Consider the following 15555-nt stretch of genomic DNA (forward strand, 5'->3'; position numbering starts at 1 on the left):
GAATACTGACATTATCGTCTTTCAAAATTAACCCTACTCTATGCTCTGTGATACCGTCAATAATACCGTCAAAATTATCTACTATTACTCGTAATTAAAAACGATAAAAAACAAAAAAGCACCAGTAAGTAACTGATGCCTTTGGATTTATCGACAACTAAAAACTGTTATCAACAATAGCTATATTATTCCCACTCTAATATCAATGATAAGGAAATAAATTTATATAACAGCTAGTTAGAATAGCAGACGTTATCGATACCATCATTTATACCATACACGGAATTTTTTGATTTTTTTGCATTTTGTCGACGTTTTAGTTCAATTTTGATACAAACGGAAGATTCAGCAATACCACATTTTCGCTGAGAGTAAACGCGGGTCAGATGTAGTTCTATTCGGCTTGTGCTTCCAACTTATCACTGACAATTTTAAATAGTGTGTCAAAACGTGAGTTCCCAACAAAAAGCAGTGGAGATATCAATAGATTATTTTTCATATACACCTAAAAAGCTACCAGCGCTATCCAAAGATTATACGATGGGAAATAACCACACAAAAAGAAGTTAGCTCATTGATTTCCATCTGTACTAAAATCAATAGCCAAGTCGACAGGCAAACTAGATAAACGACGACGGAACAATAAAGCCCCCTAAGAAACACTCTGAATCTAATGTCGAGTCAGAGTATGTGGTAGCGACTCTTATTCTAAAAACTATCATATATTTTTGTACTAAAACTGATTCTAACTCTGCAACCTTGACTCGATACAGTTGTTATCAGTTGACCTACTTTGTGTAATGATTAGCTATGTACATCGTTTATGTACGATGTATTAGACGGAAAATATCTGCATTTTATGATCTGACTGGTCAAAAATGACTTCTATGAAGCGAGCTTTTGCCAAATTTAGTCGGAATAAACGAAGAGTTGAAAAGATTACGCAAAATTGATAATAAACAATTTCAGGTGGGCATTGTCTACCTAATAACTGTTATATCCAATCAAGACCTATTGTCATAAAAGCTTGAAGTTATATCAAAGTTACAACAAACACAGTTTAACTTTATTGACATTTCGGTAACTTTTGATTTTTGTGGATTAGCAAAACTATCAGAAGTATTAATAGCTTGTTGGAGGTCTTCTATGGTTACGCCTTCCTTTAGATATACAATCGCTTGTCCGGAATAACGAGATTTATCCAATGAAAAAAGTTTGTTAATATGTGAAGTAGCTTTCAATATCATCCATATATATTCTTTCTGACCTGTATGTACAAAAGAGCACGACCAGTTGTAAACTTTTTTAAGTTCACTAAAGGCTAAGGGACTGTTAACAAACTCACTATCTTTTAAGAAATTAATCACACTAAGTGCAGGGAATTGATTAGATGTCTTAGTTTGATTGTCACTTAATTTTATTGTAGATGAGTTAAAGCCAACCATTGCCTTTAACTTATTTTCGATAGCTAATCTTAAAATAAATGGGATTGAGTAGATTTTATAAACACTTGATTGGCAATTTAAGTCAACATGTTGTTTATATGTACCTTGCAACAAATTTGCGCGTGCTAGGTTAAACAATGTATGACTTGGTAACCATTCTTGTCCATAAACTAATGAATTTTCAAAGAGCTTTAGATGGGAGTATTTAGTTGAAAATTGCTCAATATCACAAACCAATTGTTCACAAAGTTGCTCAATGTCATTTTTAATTGGTGTTATTCCTAAGACAGGTTCAAGCAATTGAGGTTCTTCTAAGGCGTTAAGTAATAACTCCCCTTGTTCAACAATTATTTTTAGGTGTTGTTGTGGCTTCTCTTGCAACGTCGTAGAATTAGGGAATTGACCTGAGTAGCCTTTACTGTTATACAGTGGGCTTGCTTTAATTTCACTAAGATATTGTTCTAACTTCATTTTTATATCATCTTACAGTCCAAAACCACAGCGTACCACGCATATAACAAACGCTCAAGGTATCAACATATTTTTTTAACCCGACTAGAAACGTTCAGGCTAATGGACTAAAATACGTTTGTCCATCGTGGAGTCGCAAGATCTACGCTGACTATGCTTTACCATAATCAGTCAGATATATATGGAAATGTGTATCAATATACGAGCACACGTCCCTACCCTTTCTAACTACTTGCGTCGACCAAACTACCAATGTCTCATATTGTTGATTTATTCAACCGTTCTCATCATACCCTTGGAAGCGAACTCGACCAGTATGTTTGGAAATACCTCTATTTTGTTAGACCATACGACCTTTTCTAATAAAGCAGGGAACCTCTCATCTCTTTCCTGATGATGTTCACAATGAGAAAACCGTAGAAAATACTATTCAAGAATATGCTTATCGTCTCAAAATAGTTTGTAAAGGGTCACGTTGCAGCTTATTATCGGCCCGTTTCGCCGAAGTTAGATCTCATATAGTAGGTCCAAAATCTGGAACAAGTGGAGTAGAATTTCTTTAAAAACCGTCTTTACCTGGTAATGTCCACTGCACCCATAATTAAATTTTCTTACTGTAGCCCTTATTAGACTGTCACTCCATTACGGCGGATCAGCGGCAAGTTCCAACGCTTCCATGAAGTCCAACAACTTAGTGTCATCTGTAGCCACCGCCATTTGCTGAACTTGACCTCGGAGTTTGCTCATTGTCGCAGAAAATCGTGGGTTGGCACTTTCCGCAAGGATTCTTTCCGAGGACTTTCTCAGCAGCTGAACGCAAAGATGCCGTCCTTGGGGAGTCAAGCCAGCATAAATGCTGATCGATGCGCCATTCGTCTCCAAGTGAAGATATCTGACATGGGAGTCATAATCATGGAAGCGAGCATGGAAAAAACTGTTGCAGCACTTTTCATTGAGGTACCCCCTACGATTTTGTGGCCAGTCTGACCAGTTAGCTTTACTCTTGACGTGGTTACAGTCAAAACATGCCACTGCAAGATTACGGTAGGTGAACGTGTATTGTCCGTAAATGTTTTTAGGAAGAATGTGCTCAATGGGGCGCGCATAGGCAATTCCACCAAGCCGACGTCGACAATAACAGCAGCGGTCATCCTGCAAAGCAGCAAGGTGATCGCGAAGTGCTGACATGACATCAACACCAGTCCATTTTTTTTTGCCTGCTACTGTAAATGTAGCATCACGAATGGCAGACCAAGATCCAGCTCTATTTGGCGCAAGCTTTCTCCATGTACGATAGAAAGCTCGAGCTTCGACCGAGGTCAGTACGTTCATCCCGAAATCTATCTCAGCGATCACAAGTTGATTCATGATCTGGCTTCCTCAGACTGGGCGGAGCTTGTCAGTTCCGCTATCGCTTGCGTAGCTCTACGAATGAGATCAAGGTGCAGCGCTGGCACATCCGAGCCAAGTGCTGGGACAGCTCTAGCAACTTTATCCTCCATTTGCCGCAATTCATCCAGGACCATTGGCAACATTTCATTTCTCTCCGTGTTGGCAAACTCGATTGCCCGCGAAACCAACTCAGCACAGCGTTCGTGAACCTCTCGATTGTTGCCTGTGTAGGTATCGAATCCCTGAAAAAGTACTCGCTCGACACTGCTCGCAGTTTGCTCACCAATTGCTTCTAGCACACCGCCATCAGTCATAAATCGGAATGTGTCGCTCCCACGTGAGGTCGAAATAAGAATCGGTGAGTGTGTAGCAATGACCATCTGGCAATTGAAGTCCCGACTTATGGTCTGAAAAACTGATGGTAGTGCTCGCTGCCAAGCGACATGCAAACTTGTCTCAGGTTCATCGATCAGGAATATAACGCCAGGTTTGGCGTATTCAACAAGCCTTGCTATCAAAAGCAGTAACTGCTGTTCGCCTGTACTAAGGTGATCAAAGGGAATAATTGTATTCTCATGGGTCTTACGAAAACCTAGTTTCCAGCCATTCATGTTGGCTGGAATAGCATCGCTACCGAGTTGCCGCAATGATTCAAGAATATCGGAAGTGGCCGTCTCAGGAAGGAGGTAATGCTGACCAGCGAAGGACAGCTGCTCTAAAACTCTATTCACAGCTACAACTTTGGTGTGATCTGCGTGGATTGAAACCATCAACTCAGCTAACTTACGCCCAAGTCTGCGTGGTTGTGTAGATCTTTCACTGGTACGTGAACCTAAGTAGGCATAATCAAAATTTGTACTCATTTTGGTATCAAATCTGTCGCTGGTTGCGGAAGCAATCGCACGCACGGGTCTCCCAGATGCAACATAGGCTCTGGCAAGCTGACACAAGAGCATGCTTTTTCCCGCACCATTGTTTCCGATGACATATATGCAGCGTGCAAGTTCTCGTTCTTCTAACAGCTTATAAACAGGTGAACCATCTAGCAGATCGCTTGTGACCATGGGTTGGCGTTCAGTAATCCAATGACTAGGATTGAGTACAGTATGCTCGTCATTCAAAATTTCGTCTGGCATCACGTAACGAAAAAAACCTGGTATCTCACCTGAATCTGACCCAAACATTTTCCTGGCGCGACTTAGTAGTCCATCTCCCAAAGAGAAGTTATGGATTTGTCGAGATCTTCCATCATTCACCATTTTTCGCATAAATGGAATGCTTAAAAATTTAGCTAAGCGGTCGAGAGGTTCATCTCTTAACCCGTCTACAGCGCGACCGTCCATCAGTAGAATTGGCTCGCCTATACTTGATTGCCCAGTTGCCATGATTAACATGGAAAGCCGTGCAGAACCAGAAACCCGAACAGGTAGCTCCAATACACCTATAATATGCTTCCCTCTTAGCATATTATGTCTAATTTCGGCACGCCAACCCCTGGCTCGTAAATCAGCCGAAGGAAGGATTATGATCGTCATACGCTGAGTATAATTACTGCTAAGAAACCATTGTGCAAAATCAAGACCATCTGTATTAAAAGGTAGGCAATTTTCATATGGTTCTCTTCTTTTACGATTGCGTGTTGGCCAAGCAAATTTAAAGGTTGTGCCAACATTATCCCAAGCATAGTCATCTCCATTTTCTGGAACGAAATGATATCGAACATCATAGGCACGAAGGCGAAGACAGACTTCGAAGATATGGGGCTTGAGAACATTAGGCAATAGGTAATTTTCAGTTGCCCGAAAATCGCTCAGTTTTATCCCGAGTTCACCAGTTGTCATAGTGTTCAAATCGGCGACTACGTGACCTTTGGTTGACCAACCGTTTGAAAAGTGAGCAACGAAGTTTTCGACCTTTTGAGCCCAACTATTGGAGCTACGGAGAACACTCAAACTTTTGACAAGATAATCCAGTCGGTTCAGACAAACTTCGCGGCTATGGCTACTGTCAACAATAAAGTCAAAGAATTCGTCCAGCCCGTGTTGAGGTAAGCGCCTCCATTCTATCGTGATTCCATCATCTTTGAGTCCCAGCCACTTGGTAGCGCGAATCTTGGCTGCTATCAAGCCATCAATAGTCTTAATATCGTATCGTGACCAAGGAAGCGATAGAAAATTTTCATTCAGTTCAGTGAATAACATGAATATAGCTAACTTAAGCACCGTAGTTGGTGTTTGACTTGATAAATTACGACCCATCGTCAAAATACGCTTTTCAAAGCGAGCGGCGTCGATATCTCGTTCGTCTATATTTTCCATAACGTAGTAGCCCCTTATTACCTTAACTTATTGAAATTGGCATTTCTGAAATCTACAACCATTCGTTTTACGTAATTCCTTGGCTAACATGCCTCCGATTTAAGTTGCAGTTCCCTTTACTTATAGTTACTTACCATGATATCTTCCTCAAATAAGCATTAGGCTAAATCAGCGATCCAGATCTTTTTATAAACTTCGGACAAATCCCTCCGAAGTCTAGTCATTTAACGAGGGATGGGGTCTTTGCCGATTATATTCCTATCACCAGACATTCCCACCCCAAATTATCGGCTACATTCAGTGCCAAAATCAGATGCCTGTTGAACAGATTATCAGCAACAAAATTCATACTCCAACACTGTTCACTGTCATCTTTACTGGCCTCTATTTCATGCATCTGGCTGTGACATGCCACCAGGAGCGCTTTGTCCACAGAATCAGCCTTTCCTGACAATAAATACGGTGGTTTTTCTTATGGCTAATTAATTAACCTTCTCTGCGCAGCAGAGATATGGATACGCTGCTCGCCATAACGAGCGCAGGTTTAGTAGTAATTACATTAACAAATTAATTATTCAAGGAAATAAATAACATTTCAACCAAAAGAATCCTTATTCTTCTTAATGAAATAAAAAGAACATAAATAATATTAAGCCATATATATTCACTTGAGGAAATCGATAAAACTATCTGGGGAATATAAATAAGATAAGCGATATATGAACTACTACGCAAAAGATCACTTCTAGGTAACTTAAAGAAACCTAGGAACACTATGAAAAAACTAAAATTGCAGTACCAGAACCCTGAAACTTATTTTGGAATAAAAAGGGAATGGAAATACTACCCGTTCCTTCGCAGTTGGATACACAAAAATTTCAGTACCAAACAAGAGAAAGGTTACTACTTTTTACATAAATTTGAGTATAAAGATTACCCGTTAAGACTACGCTCTGCTAGAGGAAAGCAACTGGCCACTCCCTGGGATGACTACCCAACAATGACTTATAAGCTTGGAAAAAGCTGGAAGCATAACTCCAGAAGAAAAAATCAATATTTTCGACAGAATTAACTACTTCAATAGATAAAAAGGCGGCTAATTACCGCCTTTGAATCGACAAATCATAATGTTAATAACACTTCCTGAAGCTTAATCCGTGCTTCCTGAAAATCCTGTTTTGTTGCATCTCCAGTTTCTGCTTGGTAATAAAGCACCGTAAACATGTTGGTAACTGCTTCGGCAACTTGTGAGATCTCGCGTGCAGCATCTTGATTTACAAACTCTAAAGCTGCCAGTTCGCTCGCTACGTGATGAATTGTTTTTTGAACTTCTGTATTATATGGAGTTGTCATATATCACCTCATATTCAGGTGGTCTGTGAAAATGCAGGTCAGTGCACCATCACTGGCCTGCGTGCTTTAAAAACACTAGCTAGTAAGCTCCGCAGCTATTGAAAATGGACTATCTTCCGATTTCCCCTCAAACACATTACTGGCTAGTTCACTACAAAATTGCTCATTTTTAACTTTGATTTCACGCTTTTTAATAAAATTAGCTATTTCTTCTGTTGCATCTACTTTTTCTTCCGCGAGCACAACATCAATCGGCTCATAGGCAACTTTTGCATTTAAATCTGCAGTCTGGTCAAGTAAATCGAATGCGACCAAGAAGCTACTTTGTTTCATGTTCAATGCCTCTTATTTATCTGATTTGTTACGATTAACAAAGTTGTTAACCTCATCATTATCCTCAGTTGATTGATCCATACTGTGCTTATCACCTCCTGACAAAGCATTATCGGAAAACTCGGCCCTATCAGCACTTGTCTCTGCCATATCATCACGAATGGACGAGTCTGCATCCTTAGTGCGGTTTTGGGGGCTTACAGAAGATCTATCCGTGCTATCGAAACCAGCGGCTTTGCTGAAAGGTGAATCGCCTGAATCAGTACTAGACCCACCACTTCTATTTTGTGTTGTCTCACTACCTCCACTTAGCATTGCTCCATCAGCCATGCTGCTTTGTGCTTGCTCAAAAGCCGCCTTTATCGCGCTGATACCACTGGTCGCATTAGCAGCACCGCTTGCTATCGCACCACCTGCTATTTTCACCCCCGCAGCACCCATACTTGCTGCTGTCATCACTGTCCCCATCGCGGCTCCTGCACCGAATGAACCAATCCCCATCGTTCCGATATTACCGCCAGAAACTAAACCTGAAATCATCGGTGGAACCTTGTTCACTAAAAACAGTAAGCAAAGAGAAATAACTAACATCACGGCCAATTCCTGGCTTGCCATGTTCTCACTAATTTTATTGTGATAATCCAGCAAGAATTGCTTACCAATAGCGACGATAAGCACCATAGACAATAGCTGTGCAGCAATACCAAGAATGGATTTGTAATAGTTGATTGCCATGTCAGAAGTCCATCTGGAGCCGCCAAAACCAAGGAAAAACACGCCTGCGTATAGCAAAATCCAACTGGCAGCTAACAGTAATAACAAATTCACTGAGATAATGGCTAATACAACCAGTACTGCCAATGCCATTAGCTCCATCATTAAAGCTGTGGCAAACTCCTTCCAGCTTAATTCTGAAGTTGCCTCAACAGTCCTGTCATATAATTCAAAGCCCATGTCAAGAATGCTGGAAGGTCCTAATTTACTGCTGCTAAGCCCTCCCGCCTCTGCTCCCAACTGTTGCAATGAATCCACTATTGAACCTGCTATATTCATTCCGTGTGTTGCATTCGAGAGTAACCACCAATAGAAACCAGTGAAAATAGTAAAACGAACCAATTCAGCAAAGAACTCACCAATATCCGCTTTACGTAGCGCCATCATGCCAAACGTCCACACCATAGAAATGGTTACTAATATCCAAAATAACCGACTGGCAGCACCTTCTATTGTTGGAGCCCAGGTTGAAGCTGCGCTATGAAAACGATTGAGAACATCATTCATCACGCCACTACTACTTAATTCTTGTGCCAACGCGATATCAGGAAATAACCCTAATATAATTAAGAAACAACATGAGATAGTAATTTTCATAATTTATTCCCTTAAAAGTTGTCTTCCGGACTTGATTTAAATTTCCACTCTCTCATTTCTTTCGATTTTTTTATGGAGTTACATTCACTAATAAATACTTCCTGCAACCCCTTATCTTTAATTTCCAATAAAGATTTTTCATAATTATCTTCAAGGCATGTTATTTTATTAGCCTCTATTATTGTCCTTTCACATCCAGTTAAAAAAACACAAAATAAAGTCAACACGATAAAAAATAAATTATTCATGTTTATTACCTCAATAATTATCGGTTGGGCTTGGTTGATAATTCCATGTCCGTAATTGCTTTTCTCTTGCCGCGCCGCGAGCCTCATCATCCAGTTCAGAAGATAGCCTAGCCGCAGCGGCATTCTGCTGAGTAATTAATAAACTACGAATTTGTAGTAGCTGGTTTGCCTGATTACTCGCCAATTGGTTTGCATAACCAATTGCCGCTAATTGTCCATTCGCTCCCTGGGCTGCTTGCTGTAAACGTTGTAATTGCCTTGCATCTGCTTGTATATTTTTTTGCTGCTGATCTAATCCACGAAATAGCGCATCATTCGCAGATTTCTGCGATTCAAAAGCCAATATGCGATTTTCTTCCATTGCTTTTTTTTCTGATGGCGTACATCCGCCTGTACCATTAAAGCAAGGAGATCCCCGATAATATGAAACATCCTGGAATTTACTCAGGTATGCATCTAAGCTTCCTAATTGATTCTGATAGTGCTGAAGTGTATCTGTTGCTTGTAATAAATTATCAATCGTAGTTTGAGCTTGATCCCAGATATAAGCCGCAGGTGCTAATGTGTTTTGTAATTGATTTTCATATTGTTGTAGTTGAGTTTGATACTGTTCAATTTGCTTCGCTGTTTGGGCTACAGCTTCCATAGCAGACATAATGTTCTGGCTTAAATTCGTACCATCAAGTACGGGAATGCCTGCTGACATAGCAATTGGTGACTGTATGTAAGTCACAGTTGTAATTGAAGCGACAAACATAATTTTAGCCGCTAAAATTTTTATTTTTTGCATAGGTATACCTCTTTATAAAAGATAATTAACATTAAGATGCTGCTTTTAATTACTGGATATTTATTTTTTAAGTCTGAAGTAAATTTTAGCCGCTAAAATTTACTATTATTTTCGCATTACAATATCTTTCATTATTCTTCCTATTTCATTTTGATTAGATTCTATTTTGTTTAATACTGCTCTTATGGTTACACTGCTAATGTTTTTTGTTTTGATATTATTTGTTAGCCATAATTTTAATAGCCCTCCTAACCGACCTAAATCACCATTTATTTTTGCTAGCTCTCTAACACATTCATAATCAACTATCCCTGTTATTCGATAGCCTTGACCTACTTCTCGTAAATATTTAGCAACACTCATACCTGCTTTTCTAGCTTGAGATTCAATATTCTCTTTTTCACTTCGCAAACAATAAACTTTTATAGGCGTGCTATTCTTCCGTGTTTCGTTTAATTCTTTATTCATCATCACCTCATTAATAGCGGTAGCTTATAACCTCGTAGAGCAGGATTTATTGTTGAGCACCGAAGTGCGAATAAAATCGAGTGAAGAGCGACTAACAACTTGTTGGTAGTCCTACTTCACCTATCCTGCCCTAACTTCAGAGTTCATTACTTCACTTCATACTCATACAATAAATCGCTATTTTTTCGCTATACCTAAATTAACTGCTTTATATCGCCACATTCTTACTATCATTTAATAACTTAGTGATAAAACAGCGATTAAATAGTGTCGTTATAGTGCTCAAATAGCGTTTCAATAGCGTTTGAGTTGTGTTCTGGTAGTGTTAAAACATCATTTTATTGATTCGCCCTTTGGGCGAACCAAACGCCAGGAAAGAAGCTTTATTTCACAGACAAAACTTTGTTCCTTTCTTGGCGTTCAAACCATCGGCGTATGCCGATTGAATTTAGGTGTTATGTCCGCATAAAGCGGGCAATACACCTTTTGTATATCCTGAATAATTCTAAAGATCCTGCCAAAACCCAAAATTATCGGGCCTTTGTGAGTTCAACTCGGGCCTTTACAAGTTATACTCAGGCCTCCGTGAGTTTCAACTGGGCCCCTGTGAGACGTTTAACTCGATTTACCGAGCTAATATCAACACCTATCTCACGTAATCTCTCAATATCATCTTTAATTCTGCTTCGATAATTACTCATTGTTTTCGCATTCACATCATTACCACTAACTGCAACTAGCAGCGTATCAAGATACCAACCTCCAGGGGGATTATTTTTATGTGTCAGCACATGACGAGCCACCGCTTGGCTAATGCCATGTTTCAGTCGTGCAATTAATTCAGGTCGATAATATAAAGACAAATCACGCTCCAGTAACATAACCAGTGCGATGCCTAATCTAACTTTCCATAATCTACGAGTTCCTCTTGTAAGCGGGTTGTATCTAGTCATTGGTGATGAAATAACATGGTCAATTAAACCACCAATAATACTTTCTCCTATTTGCTCCAACTCAGGCGTCACAATTTCGATTGTTGCAGCCTTAAGCTCAAGAAGTAATTTATTTAATCTTCCCCCGCTATATTGATGGTCTGATAACATTTTTCTAAGTTTTGCTGGATCGACCAATAACTCTATACCGCCATCGTTTATGTCTCGCCTACGTTCTGCCACAAAAAGCATACTTTCAACAATGTCAGCGTGACGTTGACCGAGTCTTCCTGTCACTCTGCACTTGCCAAACGAAGTCTCAATCCACTGACCTTTACGCTCTAAAGGCTTTTTACTCGGCTGATAAATAACCACTCTCGCCTGTAAAACCGTGCTTGTTGGAACAACCACATTACCAGTTATCGTCATCGTTCATTACCACCGCTTTATTTCTAGTCATTTTCTGGCATTTCTTTTTTGTCTGAGTAACTGGCAATAACACACCGCCCTCATGACGTTGAAACCAGCGTTCAGTAAAAGGCTCACCATAATTTGCTTTACTGATACCAAAGCGAACAAAATAATTCCTTTGGCTAGGCTCTATGCCCCACTCAGCCGCCTCTTCAGGCGTCATAGCTGATAGATATGATTGCCAACGGATATTATCGACTAATACAGAGGAACCACGGCTGGCTTGTTGCTGGTCTCCTGTACGCATCATGGCAGCTCCTTTGCTTGAATGGTGTAGGAAGATGATTGAGCAATTTGTCTCGGTTGATATCGCTTCCATTTTTGCAATTACTTGCGCCATTGGGCCACTGGCATTTTCTTCCTCAATATGAAAGCGCCTTAAAGTATCTAAAATTAATAAACGCCTATTTTTTGCAATATTACGTAAATCATCAAACCATTCAGAAGACATAACATTTGGAGATTTACCAATTAAAGGTTCAATCATGAGTGCATTTGCCACGGATTGCTGTTGCTTATAAGTAAGACTTGCACCTAAAGCATATAGTCTGTGATATATCGCTATCGTTGGATCTTCAGCAGGTAAATATGCTACATTACCTGTCATTAGCTCCCCCATTCCTAATAAATCAGGCCCACCCGCTATCTGAACAGCTAATTGTAAAGCCAGCATAGACTTTCCTACACCTCCTGGAGCAACTATTGCCCCTACAGTCCCAGCGACCATATTGGGTAAAACATAGTCAAATGAAGGTGGTTCGTTTGTAAATGCAGACATTATTTCAATCGCCATGATAACTCCCTGCATAAATCTCCTGGCCTAGCCGCTTTTAACAATGACCTGCGTCTTTCTTCTATCCAGTTTTCAATTTCAGCCAAATCCCAAGCAACGCTCCGACTTGTCAACACAATACGACGAGGAAACTCCCCTCGTTGTTCCAGGTTGTAGATGGTTCGGTCTGATAATGGGATCATTTTCAACAATGTCTTACGGTTGATCAGCGTTTTATTTTTCACTGATATGCTCATTACTTACTCCTCCTAAACATTATTTGCTAGATAATGTCAGGCTTTGCTAGTACATTAATCATATCTATTGGACAAAAAAGTTGAATTTATTAAATGGAACTGGAATTTGATATCCAAAAACGATTAGGTAAGTTCTACATTCCAATATGGGTTGGCTGTGATAAATCCGTAGCGGCTGCTATTAAGATTTTCAGGGAACAATGGCATTCATATTCTCAAGTTTCCAAAAGCTATAATATAACCAGATTAATCAGGGAATTAGTTGACCCAGCCGTATCTGAATACTTGAATAGTCTTCCAGACAACTATCTGCGATACAGTCCAATAGCGTCAGCTAAGCTAACTTACAGCGATTTAATCAAAATGAGAGGTTTTCGTTACTGCTCTGATTGTATTGGCGATTATCTTAGGCCTTTTATTGAACATTCTACGTATACAGAGTCAGATAAATTATTTATAGCTACTCAAGAAACATTAAAAAGCTTATTTTCCCACTGCAAAGGAAAACACCCCAAAAGATCAAGACTTGCACCTGATATCTACTTTAATACGATAAGAGGCAAAGGATTATGTCGTCTTTGTGGCAACCCAACTGAGTTTTCTTCATTTATTACCAATTGGGATAACGACGGTTTTATTGATGATACTGAAGAAAAATATGGACTAAAGAAAGGGCCAGATTTTAGCCATAAATACTGTGCTCACCATAAACCACAATTACAAGATGGCTCTTGGAACCCAGCCTATAAACAAGCAATGCGCTCTTCTAAACAATTTGAATTGGAAGTTTTAAGATTATGTCGCCAAATAGCTAAACCAGAGCGTTTAAACGCTATGTCAGGTGATAATCTCATAGATGAGTATTTTTATTATTATCTTAAAAATAAAACAATAAATTACGCTCAATCACTTACATGTTTTGAGCATATCCAAAATACATTTTCTGGATCAATTACCGTTGATGAAAAAACATGTGAGGAAATAATTAGTATTGTTAATAACATGACAAATGCAGGAATTTCTTTGGGGCCTGATGATATAGACAAGATACGCAATATTGCCCGTGAAATGGTCAATTCACGTTTATCAGATAATAAAAAACGCATGTTAGTTTTACGCAAGAAAGGTTTTAATCAACGAGAGATAGCTGAAATAATCAGCTCACTTAGCGGTAAAAAATTATCACACCAAGCGGTATCTAAGGCCATGCAGTCTGTGTGTAAGAATTTTTTGTTAGAAGGCTCTCTAGATATAGAGTCTGAATAAATTTTATACTCAATTTATTGGAGTAATTAATGAAAAATTGTCTTGTAGAATACAACGTCAATGTCCCAGTAAAAAATGTAGCGCAATTATCCTTTTCTATAGATAACTGCTCTGTTACAACTGAAAATGATGCTGAGTCTACTACATTTAAAATCTCTATACTATGTCAACTAAAAAACTATCAATCTATTACTGACTCAACTATTCTTGTACGAGCTAAATATTTAAGTATCCTAGGAATAATATCATTCTTAATTGATGAACCCCTAGATGTATTTGGTCACTCTTCTCATAAAAAAATAATTGATAGTCCTCCAAACCTGAATTCAGATGCTATTTATATTAAAGAAAACACTGATTACACTCAAACTTTAAGTGAGTTAATAAATAAAATCATAGACTCAACGACACATGAAAAAGAATTTATTTTTTCTTTGTTAGATCGTTGGCGTAAAGCTAGATATTTAGAAAAAGAAACAGAGGAAAATCTTATTTTTAATGATGAAGCTACATTATCATACTTTCATGTCCTTGAATTACTTGGAAACACATCATCTAGTGAAATAAAAAATGATTCTAAAATTTTAACTGAAGAGTTTCTTAGAAAATATAATGATATTATTCTTTCATTACCTTCCTCAACAATAGAGAATGAAGTCACCCTAAAAACAAAGTTGATCTCATCTATATTAGATAAGGATATTTCAGTATACTCTAAAATAACCTTTTTTTTAAAAAAATACGAACTTTTTGATGACCGTACATCTTACTGGGTTAAAAATTTAATTGAATCTAGAAATTCTGTAGCCCATGGAAGAAGAGTTTATTATAATAAAGCTATTTACCCAGTACAGCCATTTTTTCCATTAATATCTAATGACATTTACCCATTATATTTTTTACGTATTTTCATAGCCAAAGTAATTGCAAATTATCTAGGAATAAAATCATTTGAAAGTGATTGGATTCAAGTACATGCATTTCTAAATCCTGGTGAACATGCTACTAAAACTTTTCTTTCATCAAAACAATTCGAACAACCACATTCATTATCCGGCTTAAATTCATCTATTATATTTGGAGGGCTTAATGAGTTAGTGTTATCTAAAAAGATAAAAATATCTAACTGTATTGAATTTTACAAATTCTACCTAAAATCCAAGATTGACATGGAAAAATTTGTTTACTTAAATTCTCATGCATTAAGCTTATTATTAGATTTACCAATTGATGATAATATGGCTCAATTTATCTTTACTACATTTAAATTGATTAACTCTAGTGGCCATAAATATCATATCAATTTCCGTGATTTATTTTATGACCTTGATTTTCATAACTTTAAAGCAAACAAGCTTGAAGAGCTTATTAGCTTAAGAGATTTATGCTAATTTAATTTCCATGCATATATCTTAGATGTGAAATTAACTAAAATTAAAATTAAAATTAATCAATAGATTAAAAATTGATTAATTTTAATTCATCCAAAACCTGTGGGTCACTAGAAATTACTTTCAAATGAGCATTGTTATAAGTTTTCATATTCAGATCATTAACTGTTGGATTTGCATCATTATTAGAATGATACAAAATTAACTTTTTTCCTAGTGGAAATTGAAATGATTTAAAATTCAAGAATTTTTCAGTAGAATCTATAACTACAGGATT

Annotated in this window: 15 protein-coding genes; 3 read left to right on the plus strand and 12 right to left on the minus strand. The window is 38.0% G+C overall.

Going from position 1 to position 15555, the window contains the following annotated elements; all coding sequences use genetic code 11:
• Positions 1-1004: 1004 nt before the first annotated feature.
• The 3 genes from ACHB7C_RS04285 to ACHB7C_RS04295 all read right to left on the minus strand — a co-directional run bounded on the left by ACHB7C_RS04285 (position 1005) and on the right by ACHB7C_RS04295 (position 5626).
• Positions 1005-1916 carry a hypothetical protein gene (locus ACHB7C_RS04285; protein ID WP_395346481.1) on the minus strand — a complete coding sequence of 304 codons (912 nt, stop codon included), beginning with the start codon at positions 1914-1916 and terminating at the stop codon, positions 1005-1007.
• A 642-nt stretch (positions 1917-2558) separates the two neighbouring features.
• Entirely contained in the window at positions 2559-3284 is a 726-nt protein-coding gene (locus ACHB7C_RS04290) for an HNH endonuclease (protein WP_395346483.1), read from the minus strand.
• Positions 3281-5626 carry an AAA family ATPase gene (locus ACHB7C_RS04295; RefSeq protein WP_395346485.1) on the minus strand — a complete coding sequence of 782 codons (2346 nt, stop codon included), beginning with the start codon at positions 5624-5626 and terminating at the stop codon, positions 3281-3283. The genes ACHB7C_RS04290 and ACHB7C_RS04295 overlap by 4 nt, the downstream gene beginning before the upstream one ends.
• A gap of 775 nt (positions 5627-6401) precedes the next feature.
• Here ACHB7C_RS04295 and ACHB7C_RS04300 point away from each other — a divergent pair.
• The gene (locus ACHB7C_RS04300) at positions 6402-6698 is read left to right on the plus strand and encodes a hypothetical protein (RefSeq protein ID WP_395346487.1); all 297 of its coding nucleotides are present in this window, start codon (positions 6402-6404) and stop codon (positions 6696-6698) included.
• 50 nt (positions 6699-6748) lie between these two features.
• Here the strand turns inward: ACHB7C_RS04300 and ACHB7C_RS04305 are convergent, their stop codons facing one another.
• The 9 genes from ACHB7C_RS04305 to ACHB7C_RS04345 form a co-directional block, all read right to left on the minus strand.
• Positions 6749-6979 (minus strand): type I toxin-antitoxin system ptaRNA1 family toxin, encoded by a 231-nt coding sequence (locus ACHB7C_RS04305; protein ID WP_260663966.1) that lies wholly within the window; start codon positions 6977-6979, stop codon positions 6749-6751.
• A 75-nt stretch (positions 6980-7054) separates the two neighbouring features.
• On the minus strand, positions 7055-7312 hold the full coding sequence (locus ACHB7C_RS04310; protein ID WP_395346489.1) for a hypothetical protein: 258 nt from the start codon (positions 7310-7312) through the stop codon (positions 7055-7057).
• 12 nt (positions 7313-7324) lie between these two features.
• Positions 7325-8683: a P-type conjugative transfer protein TrbL gene (gene trbL, locus ACHB7C_RS04315; protein ID WP_395346491.1), complete on the minus strand. Its 1359-nt coding sequence runs from the start codon at positions 8681-8683 to the stop codon at positions 7325-7327.
• Positions 8684-8694: 11 nt separating this feature from the next.
• Positions 8695-8931: an entry exclusion lipoprotein TrbK gene (gene trbK, locus ACHB7C_RS04320; protein ID WP_166696696.1), complete on the minus strand. Its 237-nt coding sequence runs from the start codon at positions 8929-8931 to the stop codon at positions 8695-8697.
• A 10-nt stretch (positions 8932-8941) separates the two neighbouring features.
• On the minus strand, positions 8942-9721 hold the full coding sequence (gene trbJ, locus ACHB7C_RS04325) for a P-type conjugative transfer protein TrbJ (RefSeq protein WP_124725527.1): 780 nt from the start codon (positions 9719-9721) through the stop codon (positions 8942-8944).
• A 105-nt stretch (positions 9722-9826) separates the two neighbouring features.
• Complete coding sequence (traJ, locus tag ACHB7C_RS04330) at positions 9827-10192, minus strand: conjugal transfer transcriptional regulator TraJ (protein ID WP_196544239.1); 366 nt, start codon at positions 10190-10192, stop codon at positions 9827-9829.
• Between the two features lie 572 nt (positions 10193-10764).
• Positions 10765-11550, minus strand: a complete 786-nt coding sequence (locus ACHB7C_RS04335; RefSeq protein ID WP_195569293.1) for an ABC transporter ATPase — start codon at positions 11548-11550, stop codon at positions 10765-10767.
• Positions 11534-12385 carry a helicase RepA family protein gene (locus tag ACHB7C_RS04340; protein WP_243213236.1) on the minus strand — a complete coding sequence of 284 codons (852 nt, stop codon included), beginning with the start codon at positions 12383-12385 and terminating at the stop codon, positions 11534-11536. The genes ACHB7C_RS04335 and ACHB7C_RS04340 overlap by 17 nt, the downstream gene beginning before the upstream one ends.
• Complete coding sequence (locus tag ACHB7C_RS04345; protein ID WP_243213235.1) at positions 12370-12621, minus strand: AlpA family transcriptional regulator; 252 nt, start codon at positions 12619-12621, stop codon at positions 12370-12372. Before ACHB7C_RS04345 ends, ACHB7C_RS04340 begins: the two co-directional genes overlap by 16 nt.
• A gap of 93 nt (positions 12622-12714) precedes the next feature.
• Here ACHB7C_RS04345 and ACHB7C_RS04350 point away from each other — a divergent pair, with 93 nt between their 5' ends.
• Positions 12715-13887 (plus strand): hypothetical protein, encoded by a 1173-nt coding sequence (locus ACHB7C_RS04350; RefSeq protein WP_243213234.1) that lies wholly within the window; start codon positions 12715-12717, stop codon positions 13885-13887.
• A 29-nt stretch (positions 13888-13916) separates the two neighbouring features.
• Positions 13917-15278: a hypothetical protein gene (locus tag ACHB7C_RS04355; RefSeq protein ID WP_395346496.1), complete on the plus strand. Its 1362-nt coding sequence runs from the start codon at positions 13917-13919 to the stop codon at positions 15276-15278.
• Positions 15279-15555 lie beyond the last annotated feature (277 nt).

Origin of the sequence: Providencia sp. 2024EL-00732 (assembly GCF_044006275.1) — a bacterium.
Classification (GTDB): domain Bacteria; phylum Pseudomonadota; class Gammaproteobacteria; order Enterobacterales; family Enterobacteriaceae; genus Providencia; species Providencia huashanensis.

Bases quoted from the DNA above. Each gene is read 5' to 3' on its own strand.
- ACHB7C_RS04285 (WP_395346481.1), bottom strand. From the start codon at position 1,916: ATGAAGTTAGAACAATATCTTAGTGAAATTAAAGCAAGCCCACTGTAT.
- ACHB7C_RS04290 (WP_395346483.1), bottom strand. From the start codon at position 3,284: ATGAATCAACTTGTGATCGCTGAGATAGATTTCGGGATGAACGTACTG.
- ACHB7C_RS04295 (WP_395346485.1), bottom strand. From the start codon at position 5,626: ATGGAAAATATAGACGAACGAGATATCGACGCCGCTCGCTTTGAAAAG.
- ACHB7C_RS04300 (WP_395346487.1), top strand. From the start codon at position 6,402: ATGAAAAAACTAAAATTGCAGTACCAGAACCCTGAAACTTATTTTGGA.
- ACHB7C_RS04305 (WP_260663966.1), bottom strand. From the start codon at position 6,979: ATGACAACTCCATATAATACAGAAGTTCAAAAAACAATTCATCACGTA.
- ACHB7C_RS04310 (WP_395346489.1), bottom strand. From the start codon at position 7,312: ATGAAACAAAGTAGCTTCTTGGTCGCATTCGATTTACTTGACCAGACT.
- trbL (WP_395346491.1), bottom strand. From the start codon at position 8,683: ATGAAAATTACTATCTCATGTTGTTTCTTAATTATATTAGGGTTATTT.
- trbK (WP_166696696.1), bottom strand. From the start codon at position 8,931: ATGAATAATTTATTTTTTATCGTGTTGACTTTATTTTGTGTTTTTTTA.
- trbJ (WP_124725527.1), bottom strand. From the start codon at position 9,721: ATGCAAAAAATAAAAATTTTAGCGGCTAAAATTATGTTTGTCGCTTCA.
- traJ (WP_196544239.1), bottom strand. From the start codon at position 10,192: ATGATGAATAAAGAATTAAACGAAACACGGAAGAATAGCACGCCTATA.
- ACHB7C_RS04335 (WP_195569293.1), bottom strand. From the start codon at position 11,550: ATGACGATAACTGGTAATGTGGTTGTTCCAACAAGCACGGTTTTACAG.
- ACHB7C_RS04340 (WP_243213236.1), bottom strand. From the start codon at position 12,385: ATGGCGATTGAAATAATGTCTGCATTTACAAACGAACCACCTTCATTT.
- ACHB7C_RS04345 (WP_243213235.1), bottom strand. From the start codon at position 12,621: ATGAGCATATCAGTGAAAAATAAAACGCTGATCAACCGTAAGACATTG.
- ACHB7C_RS04350 (WP_243213234.1), top strand. From the start codon at position 12,715: ATGGAACTGGAATTTGATATCCAAAAACGATTAGGTAAGTTCTACATT.
- ACHB7C_RS04355 (WP_395346496.1), top strand. From the start codon at position 13,917: ATGAAAAATTGTCTTGTAGAATACAACGTCAATGTCCCAGTAAAAAAT.